This window comes from uncultured Oscillibacter sp. (assembly GCF_950073225.1).
In the GTDB taxonomy this organism is placed as follows: Bacteria; Bacillota; Clostridia; order Oscillospirales; family Oscillospiraceae; genus Oscillibacter.
The window spans coordinates 52307-68995 of the sequence record NZ_CATMPS010000014.1 but is presented as its reverse complement, the minus strand read 5'-3'; the positions used below and the strand labels follow the sequence as shown (position 1 = coordinate 68995).

Sequence of the window (16689 nt, the reverse complement as noted above, 5' to 3'; positions counted from 1 at the left end):
GTCCAGGTTGCTGATTTTGGCTGGTTTCCGCTGCTTGGGAAAGCACTCTTTGATTTGCTCGTATTGCTCTTTCTTTATTTCCATTTTTTGATTATATCACAATCCTTCTTATGTGAACAGCCCCTAATTATGGATAGTAGAATAGATGCAATTTATGGGCGGCAGTCGATTGACAAAAAAGACAGTATCAGCATTGAAAGTCAGTTTGAATTTTGCCGCTATGAGCTTAAAGGCGGTGAGGGTAAGGAATACAAAGACGGGCCTGTTAAAATAGGACTAAATCAGCAACACCCCACAGCAAGGGGCGCACTGGTTTAGTCCTGTTTTTATTCTATGAACATAGAAGGAGGCCAAAATGAGCAAAGCAGCCAAAATTACGGCAATCTGCAACCAGAAAGGCGGAGTTGGCAAGACTGTAACAACGGTCAATTTGGGAATCGGGCTGGCACGGGAAGGCAAGAAGGTCCTCCTGGTGGACGTAGACCCCCAAGGTTCGCTTACCGCCAGCCTGGGCTATCAGCACCCGGACCAGCTTGAAGGGACCCTTGCCGATGTGCTGGGGTTTATCATTACGGATAAGCCTGTACTTCCCGGAATGGGTATCATCCATCAGGCGGAGGGCGTTGATCTTCTTCCCGCCAACATTGAGTTGTCCGGTCTGGAGGTTACGCTGGTGAACACCATGAGCCGTGAGACAATCCTGCGCGAATACCTGAACAGCGTCCGGGAACAGTACGATGTGATTCTGCTGGACTGCTGCCCATCACTCGGTATGCTGACCATCAACGCCCTGGCCGCTGCGGACGAAGTAATCATTCCTATGCAGGCGCATTACCTTTCCATCAAGGGATTGGAACAGCTCATCCGCACTATATCAAAGGTGAAGCTGAAAATCAACCCTCGTTTGGACATTGCGGGTATTCTCATAACCATGGCGGATATGAGGACCAACTACTCCCGTGAGATTGTAGATTTGCTGAGAAACGCCTATGGAAACGGTGTACGCATATTTGAAAGCATTATCCCCCTATCCATCCGAGCGGCAGAAACCAGTGCGGAGGGACGGAGTATCTATCTCCATGACCCTGCCGGTAAAGTCTCAGCCGCCTACACCGCTTTGACGCGGGAGGTCCTGGCATGAAAAGCAGTGCCGGGAAGATCGCATTGACCGGCTTAAACGATCTGTTTCAGACGGGCGGCGAGACAGTACAGGAGGTTCCGCTGTCAGAACTGTTTCCTTTCAAGGATCATCCATTTCAGGTGCGGGACGATGATGCGATGAGGAAAACGGTGGAGAGTATTGCACGGAGCGGCGTTCTGTCCCCCGCTATTGTCCGGCCCCGGCAAGAGGGCGGCTATGAGATCATCGCGGGCCACCGACGCAAGCGTGGAAGCGAACTGGCAGGCAGGGAGACAATGCCGGTACTTATTCGGGCATTGGATGATGATGAAGCCACCATAATCATGGTCGATTCTAACCTTCAACGCGAGAAAATCCTGCCCAGCGAAAAAGCCTTTGCCTACAAAATGAAGCTGGACGCCTTGAAACATCAGGGCAAACGGCATGATCTAACTTTAGAACGCGGCGTTCCAAAGTTACCCGCACGGGATAGGATTGCCCAAGATGCCGGGGAAAGTTGTGGCTTGACCGTGACTCGGTACATAGCTTTAACCAAACTGATTCCCCCTCTGCTGGCACTGGTGGATGAGGGTAAACTGTCGTTCAGCACTGCTGCCGACTATATTTCCGCTCTAACTAAACAGGAGCAGACAGACCTCGTGTTAGAGATGGAAAAATTGAATGTAATTCCGGTCAAAAATCAGCTTGTAAAAATCAAACAGCACAGCAAAGACGGCGATCTGACCGTCACGGTTATCAAAGATATTCTATCCAAAGGAAGCCCTGCCACTTTGCAGGTAGTTCTCAATAAAACGAGACTTCATCAATACTTCCCAACGTCTTACACTAGTCAGCAGATGGAAGAAGTTATTGTGTCTCTACTGGAAGCATGGAGTGTTCAACATTCAAAGAGTATAAAGGAGTAATAGGAAGGAGGCCCAACATGGCGGATTTACAGGCGGCGCTTTCGGAGGCTGTCAAGCTGAGCCGGAGCATTGCGCAGTTTCTCAAATTCTCCACCTACACGGACTACGACGATCTGAGCGGCCTCGACATAGATCGTTCCGATGGCGAACAGCTTCTTCTTTGGGAAGAACTGCGGCGTATCACGGACCTGCTGGCATATGCGCAGGAGTATATTTCCTATCTGACCCAGCCTATCTCGGAGGTCAGCCGTCTGCGACTGGGAACCGCTGGGAAGTACCGGACGGCGAAGGGCCACTACTATGATTGCCGTAGCAGCATAGAGGCCCTGGTAACGGACGAATACCACGATGTTCCCTACTGGACCCGGACCACCGTGGAACACAACGGAGCGGATTATTACCTCGTTGGCTACAAGGACCTTCCCATGGAGGGGCTGCGTGTCCGTGTAAGATCGGTAACATGATCCATCAGGCAAGCCCACCCGCAACTGACTAACAATCAGTGGCGGGTGGGCTTTTTTTTATTTACAAGCAAACGACAAGCGGACAGAGCACGAACGTCCCGGTGACTATTGCAGTCGCCGGGACGCCTTTTTATTTCTCCGCACATTTCAAAGGAGGCAATGACTATGCCGTCAAACTTGAACCTGGACTACTACTACGGCACCGAAGCGGACCAGTACAGCTTTTACCGTATCCCCAAGACCCTGCTGACCGACCCCCGTTATAAGAGTGTTTCCATTGAGGCAAAGGTCCTCTACGGCCTGTTGCTGGACCGTATGGGGCTGTCGGTGAAAAACGGCTGGATGGACAGCGATAAGCGCGTCTACATCTATTTTACCCAGGAGGACGCCATGACCCTTATGAGCTGCGGGAAGGACAAGGCCACGAAGCTGTTCCGGGAGCTGGACAAGGACGGCATCGGCCTGATCGAGCGGAAGAAGCAGGGCCAGGGACGGCCCACGCGGATTTACGTCAAAAACTTCATCCTGCCCCCGGAATCGGGCCAGCCCCAGCAGCCGGAACAGGCACCGCCGCCCCCGGCTTCTCAGACTGCGGAAAATCAGCAGTCAAGACCGCTGGACCGTGCCGCACTCTTGACTGCGGAAAAACCGCAGTCTGCACCGCTGGAAACGCGCGGTCTTGACGGCGGCTTTTCCGCCCCTAATAAGACTGAAAAGAAAAATACTGAACTGAACGATACTGACCCATCCATCTTTCCCCCTACCCCCACGCCTCCTGCTTCTCCCCCTGCTGGTCGGCCCAAGAGCCGGATGAGGATGGATGAGATGGATAGATACCGAGAACTGATAAAAGAAAATATCGACTTTGACCTCCTGCTCCAAGAGCATCCCTACGATGAGGAAACGCTGGCGGGCTATGTGGAACTTATGGTGGAGGTCTGCTGTTCCCGGCGAGACTTCATCCGCATTGCAGGGGAGGAAATGCCCACCGGCGTGGTCAAGAGCCGGTTCCTGAAGCTCACCCATGAGCATATCGCCTATGTTCTGGACAGCCTGAGCCAGAACACCACACTGGTGAAGAACATCAAGGCGTACACCCTGGCGGCGCTCTACAACGCGCCCACGACCATCAGCCAGTATTACGCATCCCTGGTCAGCCACGATCTGGCCCAGGAAGCGGCTGGAATATAAACCGGACAGACGAAGGAGGATTTCTGTATGGCAAACAAAATCGACATTCTGGTGGTAGAACCCGGCGTGGCCCCCCGCCCCACCCAGGTGGAGGACACGCTGGAAGCCTTTCAGCAGATCGTGGGCGGACCCATCGAGGCGGGGTGCTACCTGCCCCAGCGGGTCATGCTGGTCTGCAACAGCGAGGGCAAGAACATGGGCCTGATGCCCAACCGGGAGAATCCCACGGACAGCGGGGACTTTATCGCCGGGACGTTCCTGCTGTGCGGCTTTGAGGGGGAACACTTCACCTCCCTGACCCCCGCCCAGCAGCGGGAATTTGAAGCCTACTTCGCCACGTCCGGCCCGGAGGGAGGCGATAAGGATTGACCCACCGTCATCTGCTCCGCCGCCTGCTGGTCCCGCCCTAGTACATAGCACCCCCCGGAAAATCCAAAATCTGAAAGGAGGAAGCATGAGCATCAAATTTCCCAATCTAAAGCGATTCTTTTCTCTGTTCCTGGCAGCGGTCATGATGGTTAGCCTTTTAGCGGTCAACGCCCACGCCGCCAATACCAACAAGATCACCGACTACGGGGACGCCTACGGCCATTGGGCCTATGAAGCCCTGACCTGGGCGGTGGACAACGGCGTACTGGTGGGCACATCCGGGGATAAGCTGAACCCGGACGGCTATCTCACCCGCGCACAGATGGCCGCTATGATAGACCGGCTTTTCGGCACCTACAAAAGCGCCGACATCTCCCGGTACACGGACGTTCCCCGTGGCATATGGCACCATGACTACATCGCCCAGGCGGTCCACATGGGGACCTTCGCCGGGTATTCCAGCAGCCGCATGGGACCGGATGAAAATATCACTCGCGAACAGGCCATGGTGGTGCTGGCCCGGACAGTCTGCCTCCCCGCCGCCAGCCAGTCCGAGCTGGCCCGGTTCTCGGACCGGGGCCAAGTGGGCGCGTGGGCGGCGGACAGTGTTGCCGCCATGGCAGAGCGGGGCTATGTCAACGGCTACCGTGACGGGCTGCTGAGCCCCAAGGGCAAGATCACCCGTGCAGAGATGGCACAGATCATGTGCAACATCTTCCAGAGCGTCCATGATTCCGGCGAGATCGCCGGGACCTACCGGGATGCGGTTCTGGTGCGGGGCGCTGTGAACATCAAGGACGCTGTGTTTGAAAGTGACCTGATCCTCGCCAACGGCTTGGGGGAGAAAGCCCTGGGCCTCAACAACATCACCGTCAAGGGGCGGCTGGTGGTGTGGGGCGGCTCCGCCGTCAACATCAGCGGCAAATCCACCGTGGCGAGTGTGGTAACGCCCCGGAATGACGGCCCGGTGCAGGTGGTCTTTGACGCCGCCGCTGCGGAGCTGTCCGAAAAGGACTGCGCCATCGTCTACCCCAGCGGCATGGACAAAGGCAACAAGGTCCTGTTCACCGACAAGGCAGATAAGCCCACCATCGCCTTTGATCTCCCGGCGTATCGGTATGTGGGGGATTCCATCACTGTGAAAACTACCCTCACCGGCGTGGATGCCGTCACATGGGAGCTGACCCGTGACGGGAAATCTGTTGCCATACCGGAGGGCTTCACCAAAGACGGCGGTATCTGCTACTTCATGGAGGCTGGGCGGTATGTGCTGCGCGGCACCGTGGAGAACAGCGGCGGCAAAGCCTTCTGCGAGAAAACTGTGGAGGTCCTGCCTGTCGGGGACATTGCCTTTTCCCTGCCGGAGTATGGCTACACCGACCGGGCGGAGGATGTGAAGCTGCTGCTGAAAAATGATCTGGACGGCTCCGTGGTCTGGACGCTGACAAAGGACGGCGCGAACCAGCCCCTCGCCAGCTTCACCAAGGACGGCGGCACTCTGGCCCTGACCGAGACAGGCAAATATATCCTGACGGCTACCCTCACGGACGCTGCCGGGAAGCAGTACACCGCCAGCCAGTCCATCACCATCCTGCCGGTGATCGTCCCCACCGTGGCCGCCAGCGTGGACAAGGTGCATGAGGACGATACGGTAGAGATTGGTCTGACAGTGGAGGGCGGAAAGCCCGATTCCGTCCGCTGGACACTGACCTGTGACGGCAAGGAGGCTGCTGTGTCTCTCTCCAATCAGGGCGGAACACTCACCTTCGAGACTGCCGGGGACTATGTTCTCACCGCTATCGCTAAAGACACCCAGGGCCGGGAATTTTCTTCCGAGCCTGTGGCAATCACGGTGATTCCGAATCTGCCCCTGTCCCTGACCGCAAACACCGATAAACTCCATGAGGATGAAGCGGCGGCAATCAGCCTGACCGTGGAGCATGGCGCACCCTCGACTGTTGCATGGGCCTTGACCCGTGACGGCGAGGGTGTTCCCGTTTCTTTGGAGGATAACGGCGGTACGCTCACCTTTGACGGGGCCGGGGCATACGTCCTCACCGCCACCATCACGGATGAGCTGGGGAGGGAATACACCGCCACCCTGCCGTTGGAGGTCTGGCCGGTGATTGTCCTGACCCTGGACGCGCCGGAGACAGCCCACATAGACCAGACCGCCGCCGTCAGCCTCTCCGGGACTGACCTGGATGTAGTGTGGGAAGTTGCTTCCGAAGATGGGGCGGCTATCGACAATGCTCTGACCAACAGCGGCGGCGAGATCACCTTCCCCGCTGCCGGTAACTACACCGTGTCTGCCAGCGTGACGGACTACCTGGGCCGGACGTTCATCGCCAGCGCCGCCATCAGCGTATGGGACACTATGGGTCTTTCTTTCAAGCTCCCGGAGTTCTCTCACCCGGATGAGACGGTGAAGGTGAAAATGACCTCCGAGAATGTGGGAGACAGCAAAATTGCGTGGTCCCTGTCCGTGGACGGTCAGTCCGTTTCCCTCTCTGCTGGTATCAACGGAACCCTCGACAACGCTGGGGGAAATGTGAAATTCATTCAGACTGGCACCAACATCCTGACCGCCTCCGTGACGGACGGCCTTGGCCGTGCGTTCACCTATGAACAGACGATTAAAGTCTATCCCGTCCTCTCCTTGGGCCTGTCGGCGGATGCCGCCGCCCATACAGACGAACCAATCAGCATCAGTCTGAACAAAGACACGGGTTTGCCCGTGGCCTGGAGCGTCACCCCCTCTAATGACCCCAGCACTCCCACCGCTTACTCCGGCGAATTGTCCGAGAACGGCGGCACCATCCAGATCACCAGCGCCGGGGCCTATGACATTTCCGCCAGCGTGACGGACCCCACCGGGCGGGTATTCGCCGCTCCCGCCGTCACGGTCATGGTCTACCCCGTGGCGGGCCTGGACTTCACCCTCCCTGCCGCTGCGTGGACGGACAGCAGCACTCCCGTGGACCTCCTGACCAGCGATTTGCAGGGGCAGGACGTAACCTGGACGCTGACGAAGGACGGTGCGGCGGTTTCCCTGACGGACAATATGCTGGGTGATCTCGGCAACCTGGGCGGCAAGGCCCGATTCCCCGCAGTTGGGACCTACACCCTGACCGCCTCCGCTGTGGACGCGCTGGGCCGGTCGTATTCCTGTGAGCAGACTATCCGCATTTATCCTGTTGTCGGCCTGACAATTTCCCTCAGCGATATGAGCCACACCGATACTGCGGAGGATGTGCGGCTGACCACCGAGAACCTGGGCAGCAACGAAGTGGTCTGGACAGTCCTGCGGGATGGCAAAGAGATCATGCCGCCCTTTGACCTGACCGCCAAGGGCGGACACGGCTTCTTCCCCGAAGCGGGCCGTTACACCTTCACCGCCAGCGTGACGGATGAGCTGGGCCGTGTGACTACCGCCAGCGATTCTATCCAGATTTACCCCGTGGGCGTGTCTGGCTTCTATCTGCCGAAAATGTTCCACACGGATTCTCTGGTCACGCTGGTGACTGGCTTTGAGGAATTGGGCGAAAATCCCCTGCGCTGGTCCCTGACCCGGAACGGCGAGAATGTCCCTGTCTCCGACTATGTGACCGGGGAACTGACGGCTGACGGCGGGAAAATCCAGTTCAAGCAGGCGGGCGAGTACAAGCTGAAAGCCAGCTTCAAGGACGCCGGGGGCCGTTCCTACTCCTATGAACAGTCCTTCACCGTCTATCCCATTCCCGTGATCGCCTGGACCATGCCCAGCTACGCCCACACGGACAGTACCTTTACCGTGGCCGTGGAATCCAAGAATGTGATTGCGGATGCCTCCGTCCAGTGGCACATCGACGACACCTACGGCCTCCGTCAGAATTGGGGGACCTACGTTGCTGGAACCCTGGGCGCTTTTCCCGGCGATATCCGTATCAAACACGCGGGCGTGTTCACCCTCACCTGCGAGATCACCGACCTCACCGGGCGGGTGTTCTCCTTTGACGGCCCCAGCATTGAGGTCCTGGCCGACCAGGAGTTGCAGGTGGACATTATCGAGAAACAAGTCTACACCGGCGAGACGGTGCAGGTGCGGACCCTGGGCAATAACATTGAGCTGCCTGTGGAGTGGTCTTTGGAGAAGGACGGCAAACCTGCCGACATTTCCACCTACGTCACCGGGGACCTCAACAACCTGGGCGGGGCGATTCAGTTCACCCAGGGCGGAGAGTTCCGGCTGATCGGCACTCTGCGGGACGGCCTGGGCCGGACCTTCACTGCCAGCGACACCATTACTGTCCTGCCCGTTGGCTCCCTGCAATTCTCCATGGCGGATATGGAGTATGTGGGCAACCGGGTTCCCGTGGTCATGGATAAGCTCTTTAACCCGGACGGGGCCACCATCACATGGTCCGCGCAGAAGGACGGAGCGGCCTGTATCATTGATCTCTCCACCCTGGACAATGGCGGCGGCACTGTGATCTTCCCGGAACCCGGCGAGTACACCTTGACCGCCACCCTCCGGGACTTAGGCGGCAAGACCGCCACCGCCAGCCAGTCCATCACTATCATTTTCAAGGCCGCACTGACCGTCACCGCGCCTGATTCCATTCATATCGGCACCAAGTTCCCCGTGGGCATCAGCGGAGCGGGCAGTCTGGATGTGAGCTGGGGTGTGAAGCTGGGGGGCAGACCTGTCACCCTGGACAGCAACACCGGCTTCCTCTCCAATGACGGCGGCAATCTGGCCCTCTACGCCGAAGGAACCTATACCATCACCGCCACTGTGCGGGATGACGCGGGAAACCTGACCAGCGGTTTTGTCCATATTATCGTGACCAATACCGCTCCGGTCATTGAGCGCTTTACTGCCAACGCCACCCGGAACATGAAGGATGGCCGCTTCTACGCAGACCTCAACGCCGTGGCCTCCGACCCGGACGGGGATGCTGTGCATCTGGAATGGAGCAGCGAGTATCAGCAGGACGGCTATTATGAAGTTGGCACACACACCATCCGCGTCCGAGCGGTGGATGAATGGGGCGCGGTTTCCGCCTGGGAGAGCCGGACAATTGAGTTTATCAACAACGCTCCGGTTATTACCAGCTTCACCGCCAGCGTAACCCGGCAGACCAGCGGCAATACCTTCCGCGCCAATGTTTCCGCCACCGCCAGCGACCCAGACGGCGATACGGTCCGGCTGGAATGGGGCGGAGATTACAATTCCTCCGGCTGGTATTCCCGGAACGGTTCCCATACCATCCGTGTCCGGGCGGTGGATTCCTACGGTGCGGCTTCCCCCTGGCAGGAAAAAACCATCGAATTTGTCAATCAGGCCCCCAGCAAGCCCGTGATCTCCCGGAACCCCGCCAACGGTGTGGTGCGGCCCAGCCAAGCGGTGACGATCACCGCCCGCTCTACCGACCCGGAGGGCGACGCCATTACTTACGAATGGGAGGGCAGGGACAAGGAAACCACCACCTACGGTTACGGCAAACATCTGGTAAAATGCCGCGCGGTGGATGCTTTCGGTGCGGCCTCTCCTTGGTCCGCTATTATGTTCTTTGTTGCCGACAACGCGGGCGGCGGCATGACCCTGAACTCCGCCAACTCCTTCATCGAGGAAACCGGCGTCAGCTTCCAGGACGATGGGGAGACAATCTATGGCTACATCACCGAGTACACCTTTGATGTACCGCCCGTCAGCGGCCATAGCGGCAGCGACTATGGCAAAATTGAAGCCTATAACATTCGTACCCGCCGATGGGACCAGATCGCCTACAAGGAAACCATCAACGGCGTGACCCTCTCCGGCAAGCTGCCCACGGGGACCTATACACAGATGCGTTTCTATTACTACACCAACCACGACTGTATGTATAACAAGAGCAACATTACCTATTCCATCGTATTTGACTTTTAAGAAAAGGAGATTTGCCTATGCGAAAAATAAAAACCACCCGTTTCCTGGGCTGGCTGCTGGCCCTCTGCATGACCGTGGCCCTGCTGCCCATCCAGGCGTTCGCCTCCTCCATGGACGACGACCCCACCACATGGATTGCGCCTGATTCACAATATACCGCCCCAGGCAAGTACCCGGTCTATATCCTCTTGGATTATACAAACGATGATGTCTGCCTTGGCGCGGCCCACACATGCAAAACCGGCTCAACGGTTTCCACCGATCTCAAAAAGGCCACCGCAACCTCGGACGGCTATGTCAAATATACCTGCGATAACTGTGGAAGTTGGGCGAGGAATGAGATTCCGAAGCTGACTCTCAGCGCCTTTACGCTGGACCCCGCCTATGTATCCGTCACCACCACCGGCGTGGAGTACAGCGGGAACGCCTACACCGTGGTTTACAACGTGGCTCCGGCCTTCCGCCGCTATGTGGGCGATTCGCTGGAAAACCGCGTTTCCGTTACCGCTCCCGGCTCCTACAGTATCATTGTCAGTGTGGACAGCGGCATCTATGACCATGTTGAACTGCAAATGCCGGAGCGGCTGCTGGTGCTGCCCAAGGCCGTTCCCTGGACCGCCAGCTTTAACGACAAAATCTACGACGGAAACAGCCTTCTGGACGGGAAAACCGTCACCTATCGGGACGTGAATGGTGTTTCTATTCCCGCCGCCCTCTCCGCCTGTCAGGCAAAGGTGGAGAATGGGGAGCTGACGGTGGACGCTTCCGCCCCCGTCTCCCGGCCTGTGGCCGCTGGTATCTATGCCATTGGCGCAACCATCACGAACGATAATTACATCTGGCAGACCGGGCAAGGTAAAGCCAACACGGTCTATTCCCTGGTCTGGATTTTACCAGCCACTAATCGGATTTATGTGGGCGATACCATCCAAGCGGTAAATTTGACTACCGGCAACAGCACCTACACCTCTCCTTATACCTGGACCATTGACCCCAGCTATGCCGGGTTCAATTCCAGTAGGCCGGGGACAACGGAAGTTCAAGCGGCGGTGAAAAAGGGCGGTGTCTCCTTTGGACGTGTGACCATCCCTGTGACCGTTATTTCCAGGCCCATTCTCAGCATTGAGGAAGTGGTGCGGACGGCCCCCATGGGGACGGCATTTAATAAGCTGGGCCTGCCCGCTTCCGTCTCCGTTGTGGCCGAGGGCGGCACCGGCAACGCCCAGACCGTCACTGGCGTTCCCGTCACCTGGAGCAGCAGCCACTATGACCCCTATGTCCTGACCCAGACCGTCCAGGGAACGCTGAATCTCTCCGGGTTTCCTCAACTTTCCAGCGACAACATCCCCGCTGTCACCGCCACGGTCAATCTGACCTATGGCTCGGTGGAGGCCCCCACCGTCAATGACTACGCCAAGACCTATGATGGGCAGTCCACCGATCTGCCCATGCCCAGACTGCCGGAGGGCATCCAATCCGTTGCTGTGGCCTACAAGGGGACCGCCAACAGCGGACGGCCTTACAGCAGCGCCACCGCCCCGGTGAACGCGGGCAGCTACACCGCCGCCGTCGCCTTTGTCATGGAGCAGGGCTATCCCCAGCTCTCCGGCGTGACAGCGCAGTATGTGATTGAAAAGGCAGAGCAGACCTGCCCCGCCCCCACGCTGGCGGCGGCAGCTACCAACTCCCTGACGCTGAACACGGTAGAGAACGCCGAGTACAGCGTGGACGGGAAGATGTGGCAGGACAGTCCTGTGTTCAAAAACCTGGACGCTGGCACGATCTATACCCTCTATCAGCGACTCAAGGCCACCGAGGACGGCAACTATGAGGTTTCTCCCGCCGCCTCCGCTCAGTTCTCTACCGAGTACACCACCGTGGACCCTGGCGATCTGTCCGATGTGCTTCAGCCGCAGACCCGCCCATATACCGGCAGTCCTGTGGCCTATCAGGTCCCGTCCATTTCTCACGTCACCAAGTCCACCGTGACCTACTCCGTGGACGGCCAGACCACTACCGCCGCCCCCACCAACGCGGGGACCTACCCCGTGACCGTCAGCTTTACCATGCAGACGGGTACGGCACAGTTGGAGCCTGTCACTTCCACGCTGACCATCACAAAGGTGGAGCAGAGCGCCCCCTCCGCTCCCCGCGCCAGCAATACCGCCACCAACTCCATCACCGTCACCGACATTCCGGGGGCGGTGTTTTCCATTGACGGCGGAAAAACGTGGCAGGTCAGCACCATCTTTGAGGGACTGACTCCAGACACGGCCTATACCATTCAGGCCAAGTACCCTGCTGATCGTAACCATGAGGAAAGCCCTACATCCTCCGCCATCATTCGCACCACCCGGCAGGATACCTCCGCTGGTACGGTCCAGTCCGCCGTCTACACCTATGACGGGACGCCGAAGTCCCTGACGGTGGATGTTCCCACGGGATGTACGCAGGTAGTCCAGACATTCACTGGAACCAATGGGACCTCCTACGGCCCCACCACCGAGCTGCCGACGAACCCTGGCGTTTACAATGTGAAGGTCAGCTACACCATGCAGAGTGGATACGAGGAATTACAGCCGCAGTACGCCACCCTGACCATCAACAAGGCCACCCCCGCCACACCCCTGGCCCCGGTGGTCACTGGCGTTACCGATTCCTCCATCACCATTGAAGTGGTGGACGGTATGGCCTACTCCATTGACGGCGGTGTGACGTGGCAAACCACGGACACCTTCACCGGCCTGAACCGGGACACCGCCTATGAGATCAAGGTCAAGGCGGTGGAGACCGCCTGTTACAAGGAATTAGAGGGCCCCTCCACCATGCAGGCCACCGAGAAAACCGTTGTCACCTTTGAGCGGTTTGCCGATCAGACGGTGGAGTACACCGGACACGCGCAGACCTATACCCTCCCCAAGTCCAACCCCGGCATCGCCTCCATGACCATCGTCGGCTATGACGGCATTGCCACCCCGCCCGTTACCGTGGGCGATTATGTGGTCAACATCGACTTTGTGGCGGCGGAGGGCTATAAACTGCCCGAAGCCCTGCCCGCACCGGTGCTGCATATCACCCGTGCCTCCGGCGAGGCCGGGACTGTTCGGCCCGTGCTGAAGGATGAGACTGTCACCTACACCGGCGCGCCCCAGCGTTACCACGGGGCGGACGGCATTGAGGGCATGGCCTCCGTTGCCCTGACCTACACCGGCGCGGACGGCGTGGAGAGTACCACCGCTCCCACCAACGCCGGAACCTATGCCGTAACAGCTATTTTCTCCCCGGACGCCAACCACACCCTGGCTCCCGGTGACTACACCGCCACCCTGACCATCCGCAAGGCGGGGCAGGATACCCCCATGGCTACGCTGGAGAGCAGTTCTTCCCACTCACTGACCGTCTCCGCTATCCCTGGTGCGGAGTACAGCATTGATGGCGGGACCACTTGGCAGAGCGGCAACACCTTCAGCGGGCTGGAAGCGGATAAGGATTACACGATTCTGGTCCGCATGGCCGAGGACGAAAATCACACCGCCTCCGGTGTCCGCCCTGTCTCCGGCAGGACCACCGACAAGCCTTTGGACATTCTGGACACGGATATGCCCGCTTACAGTACCGTCTACAACAGCAACCGTCAGCCCTACCCCTATACCAATCTTCTGACGGAGATGGAGGGTGTAAAGTCTGTCAGCGTCATGTATGTCGGCACCCTGGCCAGCGGCAAGCCCTATGAGACTTCCGAGGCCCCCGTGGACGCTGGTACTTACAAGGTTCGCTTCTACTTGGTTGCCGAGGACGGCTACGATCTGACCGCCGAGCAGGTCTACGCGGATATGACCATCTCCAAGGCTCCGCAGACCATGACTACCGCCCCCACCATCGCCCGCCGCACAACGACCACCATTGCGCTGAACCCCGTTCCCGGCGCGGAGTACAGCATGGACGGCGGCGAGACTTGGCAGGACAGCCCCAAGTTTACCGGCCTGACCCCGGATACCGTTTACACCTTCACCCAGCGGATGAAGGAGACGGACAATCTCACCGTCTCTGAAAGCCAGAGCGTGGAGGGCCGGACCGTGGCCGACACGGGGCTGGACTATGAGATCGACTACCGGAAGGAGATCGTCACCTTCGACCCCGATGTGGTGGAGGCCGGGAAGGACTACACCCTGACCGATAGTCTGCCCAACGGCGGCGAAATCATCCCCGGCACGACCATCTATGTCCGTCTGGTGGATGATGGCACTGGAAGTCCCGGCCCCGTGGTCATGGAGGTTTTACCGGAGCGCCCCGCCGCCCCGGATGTGAAGGTGAATCCCTTCGACCTCACCATGAACACCACCGAGGATATGGAGTATTCCGACGATGGCGGCAAAACCTGGAAGCCTTGCGGGGACAGCCAGAATGTGGAGGACCGGCAGGGCGAGACGCTGCTGGTGCGGATCGCCGCTACGGACGATTCCTTTAAGAGCGAGGCCACAACCGTGACCGTCCCCGTCCGGGGCGAGGCTCCCGCGCTGACCGTTGACAACGCCACGGAGCGCATGGACAGCACCGCCGCTATGGAGTATTCCAAGGACGGCGGTAAGACCTGGATTCCCTGCCTGGACAACATGGACCTCTCCGAGCTGACCAACGCCACGTTGCTGGTGCGCTATGCCTGTGACGGCACCAAGCACGCCAGCAACAGCGCCACCCTGACCGTCCCCAGCCGGAACGCCGCCCCCACCGCCGACATTGACCGTGTGGCAGAGCTGCTGACCGTCTCCGGCACCGCGCCGGAGTATCGGACGGAAAATGGCTGGGCTGCTGTGCCTGTTGATGGGCTGGATGCGTCCAGCTTCTACGGCAAGGAGCTGGCAGTCCGGGAGAGGTACGATGCCGAACATTTTGCCAGCCTGCCCGTGCTGGTGAAGGTCCCCAACAAGGGTGCGAAGCCCGACCTCACTATTGACCGGGATAAGCAGACGGTAAATACTACCACCAGTATGGAGTATTCCACGGACGGTGGCAAAACCTGGACCAAGTGTGACCCGGATATGGATGTGTCCAACCTGACGGGCCAGACCATTCTCGTCCGGGAAGCGGCGACCGAGGACCAGTTTGCCAGCGATATTACGGAAGTCCATATCCCCAGCCGGACGGAGAATCCCACCGTTACCCTGGACACGATCACCGAGACGGTGGACACCACCGAGGATATGGACTACTCCACCGATGGCGGTTTGACCTGGAACCCCTGCACCAAGCCCCTGGACGTTTCCGGCCTGACCGGGCAGACCATCATTATCCGCAACCATGGCAATGAGGATTCTTTCCCCAGCAGCGGTTTGAGCATTACCATTCCCGTTCGCCGGGAAGCCCCCAAGGTGGAGGTGGACAGCAGAGCGCAGACCGTCAGCTCCGACAAGGGTACGGAGTTCTCCATGGACGGCGGCAAGACCTGGACCGCCCTCTCCAAGCTCTTGAACACAGCCGATTACCTGGGCAAGACGGTTCTGTTCCGCTATCCCGCCACCAAGGAGGACTTTGCCAGCCGGACCGTTACCGTGGTGATCTCCAAGAACCCCGGCGCTCCCATTCTGGTCTTTGACCCTAAAAATGAGACGCTGAACACCACCCCGGATATGGAGTACAGCACGGACGGCGGCAAGACTTGGAAGCCCTGCCCGAACCCTCTGGACGTATCCGATCTGGCTGGGAAGGATGTTCTCATTCGTTACCCCGGCAAGGGTGACGGCCTGCCCGGTGAGACGGTCACGGTGAAGATTCCCGACCGCCGCAAGGCTCCCAGCGTGGGCCATACCGATGAAACCCGGCAGGGGCGGAATGACGGCGCTCTCACCAAGACGGATAAGACCATGGAATACCGGCTCCTGCCTGACGGCAAGTGGACCGCTATCACCGGAGAAACCGTGAGGGGACTGGCTCCCGGCACATACGAGGTGCGCTATGCGGCCACCGCCTCTGAAATGGCCTCCCAGGTCCAGAAGGTCACGATTGCCAAGGGCGGCAGCACGGGCGGCATTGGTGATCTGACAACTCCCGGCTCCAAGCTCTCCCTGCTGAACCGGAAGGACCACATCGCCTATATCGCCGGACGGACCACCACCCAGGCCGCGCCCAACGCCGATATTACCCGCGCCGAGGTTGCCGCTATCCTCTACCGGCTCCTGACCCCGGAGGCCAAAGCCGCCTACGGTACGAATATCAACCGCTTCAAGGATGTGCCCGCTGGGGCGTGGTGCGGCACCGCCGTCTCCACCCTCTGCAACATGGGCGTGATTAACGGCTACCGGGACGGCACATTTGGCCCCCGGCGCAATATCACCCGTGCGGAGCTGGCGACCATCCTCTCCCGGTTCTGCGATACCAGCGGCAGTAATACCGTTCTGGACCGCTTCACCGACATTTCCCATAGCTGGGCGCGGAAGTACATCAATCTGGCGGCGGAGGCCGGTCTGGTCTACGGCTATAAGGACGGCACCTTCCGGCCCGACCAGAACATCACCCGCGCGGAGACAATCGTGATGGTCAACCGTATCCTGGGCCGCAGCGCCAGCGCCGACACGGTGGTGAAGGGCTACAAGACCTTCTCCGACGTGCCCACCGGCGCATGGTACTATTGGGACATTGTAGAAGCGTCCAATGGACATAGCTTCAGCATGAATGGCTCCACGGAGAAGTGGACCGCCCTGGGATAAT

7 protein-coding genes and 1 pseudogene are annotated in these 16689 nt (G+C 58.9%); all 8 read left to right on the top strand.

Annotated features, from left to right (window positions below; genetic code table 11):
* Positions 1-318: pseudogene (locus Q1M04_RS08895) on the top strand (hypothetical protein); the annotation flags it as partial.
* A 37-nt stretch (positions 319-355) separates the two neighbouring features.
* Positions 356-1141: a ParA family protein gene (locus tag Q1M04_RS08890; protein WP_300447431.1), complete on the top strand. Its 786-nt coding sequence runs from the start codon at positions 356-358 to the stop codon at positions 1139-1141.
* Entirely contained in the window at positions 1138-2046 is a 909-nt protein-coding gene (locus Q1M04_RS08885) for a ParB/RepB/Spo0J family partition protein (RefSeq protein WP_300447428.1), read from the top strand. Before Q1M04_RS08890 ends, Q1M04_RS08885 begins: the two co-directional genes overlap by 4 nt.
* A 17-nt stretch (positions 2047-2063) precedes the next feature.
* Positions 2064-2510, top strand: coding sequence for a DUF5348 domain-containing protein (locus Q1M04_RS08880; RefSeq protein WP_300447425.1), 447 nt, complete (start codon positions 2064-2066; stop codon positions 2508-2510).
* A 165-nt stretch (positions 2511-2675) separates the two neighbouring features.
* Positions 2676-3701, top strand: coding sequence for a DUF6017 domain-containing protein (locus Q1M04_RS08875; protein WP_204791901.1), 1026 nt, complete (start codon positions 2676-2678; stop codon positions 3699-3701).
* Positions 3702-3728: 27 nt separating this feature from the next.
* Positions 3729-4070, top strand: a complete 342-nt coding sequence (locus Q1M04_RS08870; protein ID WP_204791902.1) for a DUF3846 domain-containing protein — start codon at positions 3729-3731, stop codon at positions 4068-4070.
* An 85-nt stretch (positions 4071-4155) separates the two neighbouring features.
* On the top strand, positions 4156-9984 hold the full coding sequence (locus Q1M04_RS08865) for an S-layer homology domain-containing protein (RefSeq protein WP_300447420.1): 5829 nt from the start codon (positions 4156-4158) through the stop codon (positions 9982-9984).
* 17 nt (positions 9985-10001) lie between these two features.
* A complete protein-coding gene (locus Q1M04_RS08860; protein WP_300447418.1) occupies positions 10002-16688 on the top strand; it encodes an S-layer homology domain-containing protein in 6687 nt (2228 codons plus the stop codon).
* The last annotated feature ends 1 nt before the right edge of the window (position 16689 follow it).

Bases quoted from the DNA above. Each gene is read 5' to 3' on its own strand.
- Q1M04_RS08890 (WP_300447431.1), top strand. From the start codon at position 356: ATGAGCAAAGCAGCCAAAATTACGGCAATCTGCAACCAGAAAGGCGGA.
- Q1M04_RS08885 (WP_300447428.1), top strand. From the start codon at position 1,138: ATGAAAAGCAGTGCCGGGAAGATCGCATTGACCGGCTTAAACGATCTG.
- Q1M04_RS08880 (WP_300447425.1), top strand. From the start codon at position 2,064: ATGGCGGATTTACAGGCGGCGCTTTCGGAGGCTGTCAAGCTGAGCCGG.
- Q1M04_RS08875 (WP_204791901.1), top strand. From the start codon at position 2,676: ATGCCGTCAAACTTGAACCTGGACTACTACTACGGCACCGAAGCGGAC.
- Q1M04_RS08870 (WP_204791902.1), top strand. From the start codon at position 3,729: ATGGCAAACAAAATCGACATTCTGGTGGTAGAACCCGGCGTGGCCCCC.
- Q1M04_RS08865 (WP_300447420.1), top strand. From the start codon at position 4,156: ATGAGCATCAAATTTCCCAATCTAAAGCGATTCTTTTCTCTGTTCCTG.
- Q1M04_RS08860 (WP_300447418.1), top strand. From the start codon at position 10,002: ATGCGAAAAATAAAAACCACCCGTTTCCTGGGCTGGCTGCTGGCCCTC.